This is a genomic window from Rhodococcus sp. C26F (assembly GCF_053345925.1).
In genome coordinates this window covers 168929-171994 of record NZ_JBKFBA010000008.1, presented here as the reverse complement: position 1 = coordinate 171994, position 3066 = coordinate 168929, and the positions used below count along the sequence as shown (strand labels likewise).

The following is a 3066-nucleotide window of genomic DNA, read 5'->3' as shown; positions in this document are numbered from 1 at the left end:
GACGGCGTATTCCTGCTCCGGGGTGGTGTCGCGCCCAGGGTTGACGATGGACGCCAGGTGCACGATCACGTCGGGGCGGTGGGTGCCGACGACCTCGGCGATCCGGCGGCGGTCGCGGACGTCGGCGATCACGTGGGTGACGGCGTCGTCGGCGTCTGTTCGTTCGTGGAGGTCGGCGGGTTCGTGGAGGTCGGCGCTGATCACCCGGACGCCGCGCGAGCGCAGGGTCGCGACGACGGCGCTGCCGAGGAAGCCGTTGCCGCCGGTGACGAGGGCGGCGAGGGAGGTCATGCGGTCACCTTTCGGGTTGCGGTGCGACGGGCCCAGACGGTGGCCAAGAGCAGTCCGGCGACGATGTCCCAGATCCCCCACCAGCCGGCGACGATCGCCATGCCGCCGAGGCCGTCGAAGAAGGTCATGACGAGGCCGAGCCCGAGACCGGCGTTGCGGATACCGACCTCGAACGAGACCGCCCGGCGGCTGTACTCGGGCAGTCCGCTGGCCCATCCGCACAGATAACCGAGGCCGAGGGCGATCGCGTCGTGCAGGAACACCGCGAGCAGGACGAGCCCGATGTAGTCGAGGGAGTCGGCGAAGTTGCCGGCGAGCCCGGCGACGATGAACGCGAGCAGTGCGAGCAGGGATCCGTTCTTCACCCACGGCTGGGCGCGGGACGCGAAGCCGGGTGCCTTCTGCGCGGCCCAGATCCCGAGGACGAACGGCAGCCCGATGATCAGGGCGATCTGAACGACCATGTCGAGACCGTCGAGTTCGACCGAACGCAGCAGTGCCCGGGTGTCGTCGCTGCGGCTGCCCCAGAACGCGAAGTTGACCGGCATGAGCACGATGGCGAGCACGTTCGACACGGCCGTCATCGACACCGACAGGGCGACATCGCCGCCGGCGCGGTGGGTGAGGACGTTGGAGATGTTCCCGGGTGGGCAGCACGCGACGAGGATCATGCCGAGCGCGATCGACGGGGCGGGGTCGAGCAGCAGCGTCAGCAGCCAGGTCACGGCGGGCAGCGCGAGGAACTGCGCGGCGATGCCCACCGCCATGGCCTTCGGTGCGCGCAGCGCGCGGCGGAAGTCGTCGACAGAGGCGTCGAGGGCGATGCCGAGCATGATCGCCGCGAGCACGACGTTGAGGACGAGCAGCGAACCGGAGTCGAAGGAGAGCCTGACGTCGTCGACGTTCACCGCACGCCCGCCCCGGTGGACGAGCCGGTGGCCTCGCGGACCGCGCGGGTCTGCTCGCGCAGCGCGGCACGGTAGGCGTCCTTGTTGACGTAGTAGGCCATCCGGCCGAGCTTCAGATAGCGGTAACCTCCGGTGAGGTCCGGGGGCGAGGCCGCCAGCGCCGCGCGCCATCGCGCCGCGGCCGCCGGGTCGGTGTCGGCGAGACCGATCGCGGCGGCGGCGAGTTCGGCCTGTTCGTAGCGGCCCTGCCAGCCGAGCCCGGACGACTCGACCATGCCGAGCACGAACAGGTTCGCGAACCGGCGGCTGATCATGTTCAGCAGCAGGTCGGGTGCGTGGGCGCGCCAGTCGAGCAGGTCGCGGTCCAGGAACGGATAGTCGAGGACGTAGCCGGTGGCGTGCACGATCATGTCGTAGCCGGCGACGGAGCCGTCCCGGAACCGGACCTCGGCGCCGTCGTAGCGCTCGATGTCGGGCCGCACCTGCACGTCCCCGTGCCCGAGGTGGTGCAGGATCAGCGAGTTGACGACCGGGTGCGATTCGTAGAGACGGTGATCGGGGGCGGGCAGCCCGAAGCGGGTGGGGTCGCCGGTGAACTGGCGCAGCACCAGCGCGTCGAGGCGCTGCTCGATCGGCGCCGGCAGCGATCGGCCGCGGGTGAGGGTGTCGGCGGGACGCCCGAACAGGTACTTGGGCACGAAGTGGTAACCGCGTCGCACACTCAGGTCCACCGATCGGGCGTGGTGGACGGCGTCGACGGCGATGTCGCAGCCGCTGTTGCCGGCGCCGACGATCAGGACCCGCTTGCCGCGGAAGATCGTCGGGTCCTTGTAGGCGCTGGTGTGCAGGATCTCGCCGTCGAACTCGCCGGGGATCTGCGGGTGGTTCGGGGTCGCGAGGGTGCCGTTGGCGACGACGACACCGCGGTAGAGCTCGGTGGTCGCGGTGCCGTCCCGACCGGTGGCGGTCATNCCGCCACCGGTCACCGTCCGGCTCGACACGGGTCACGGTCGTGTCGAAGCGGTAGTGCTGGCCCAGGCCGAAGACGTCGGCGTAGTCGCGGAAATACCGGGCCAGTGCCGCGTGCCCCGGATAGTCCGGTGTCTGCGGCGGCATGGGGAACTCGGCGAACTCGGTGGTCGTCTTCGAGGAGATCAGATGCGCCGACTCGTAGACCGTGCTCACCGGATTGGTGATGTCCCACAACCCCCCGACGGTGCTGTGGGACTCGAAACCGACGAAGTCGATGCCGTGCCGGGAGAGCGCGCGGGCTCCGGCGAGTCCCGAAGGCCCCGCCCCGATCAGCGCATACTTCTGTTCCGTCTCCATGTGTCGTAGGCTGGCAGGCCACGCGAATTCGACACCGAATTTGCAGGATAATGACGAAATGGACGATTCCGAGTACGGAACTGCGCGATCGATCGATGAAATCGACCTGAGAATAATCAATGCGCTCCAGTGGTCCCCACGCTCCACGTGGGATGCGCTGGCCGGTCCGCTCGGTCTCGATGCCGCCACGGTGGCCCGGCACTGGCGTCGCCTCGAACGCGAACGTCTGGCATGGACCACGATCACCCCGGGGCCGCGCATCCTCGCGCAGGTCACCACCGCACTGCTCGAGATCACCGTGGTGCCCGGCGCGAGGAGGTCGGTGACCGAGGTGATGACGGGGCGTCCGCACGCGGTGACCGTCGAGGTGCCGTCGGCGGGCGCCGACCTGCTCGTCACCGCCGCGACCGCGACCTACGAGCAGATGACCCGGTTGGTCGTCGACGACCTGGGGCAGCTGCCCGGTGTCGCATCGGTCCGCACCCACGTGGTCTCGGAGTGGTTCACCGAGGGCGGGGCGTGGCGGCTGAACGCGCTC

The 3066-nt window shown here is 69.7% G+C and carries 3 protein-coding genes and 2 pseudogenes (1 of these 5 running past the window's edge); 1 reads left to right on the top strand and 4 read right to left on the bottom strand.

Going from position 1 to position 3066, the window contains the following annotated elements; translation table 11 throughout:
- The 4 genes and pseudogenes from ACLBYD_RS12405 to ACLBYD_RS12390 form a co-directional block, all read right to left on the bottom strand.
- Nucleotides 1-291, bottom strand: a pseudogene (locus tag ACLBYD_RS12405) (NAD-dependent epimerase/dehydratase family protein); it reaches 703 nt to the left of the window's first position.
- On the bottom strand, nt 288-1199 hold the full coding sequence (locus ACLBYD_RS12400; protein WP_447816670.1) for a bile acid:sodium symporter family protein: 912 nt from the start codon (nt 1197-1199) through the stop codon (nt 288-290). Before ACLBYD_RS12400 ends, ACLBYD_RS12405 begins: the two are co-directional and overlap by 4 nt.
- Nucleotides 1196-2170, bottom strand: coding sequence for a flavin-containing monooxygenase (locus ACLBYD_RS12395; RefSeq protein ID WP_447816654.1), 975 nt, complete (start codon nt 2168-2170; stop codon nt 1196-1198). Before ACLBYD_RS12395 ends, ACLBYD_RS12400 begins: the two co-directional genes overlap by 4 nt.
- A 73-nt stretch (nt 2171-2243) precedes the next feature.
- A pseudogene (locus ACLBYD_RS12390) lies at nt 2244-2528 on the bottom strand (NAD(P)-binding protein); the annotation flags it as partial.
- A gap of 58 nt (nt 2529-2586) precedes the next feature.
- On the opposite strand from ACLBYD_RS12390, the gene ACLBYD_RS12385 reads away from it, so the two are divergent.
- Nucleotides 2587-3066 (top strand): Lrp/AsnC family transcriptional regulator (locus ACLBYD_RS12385; protein WP_447816653.1); only part of this gene is annotated, 480 nt, incomplete at its 3' end.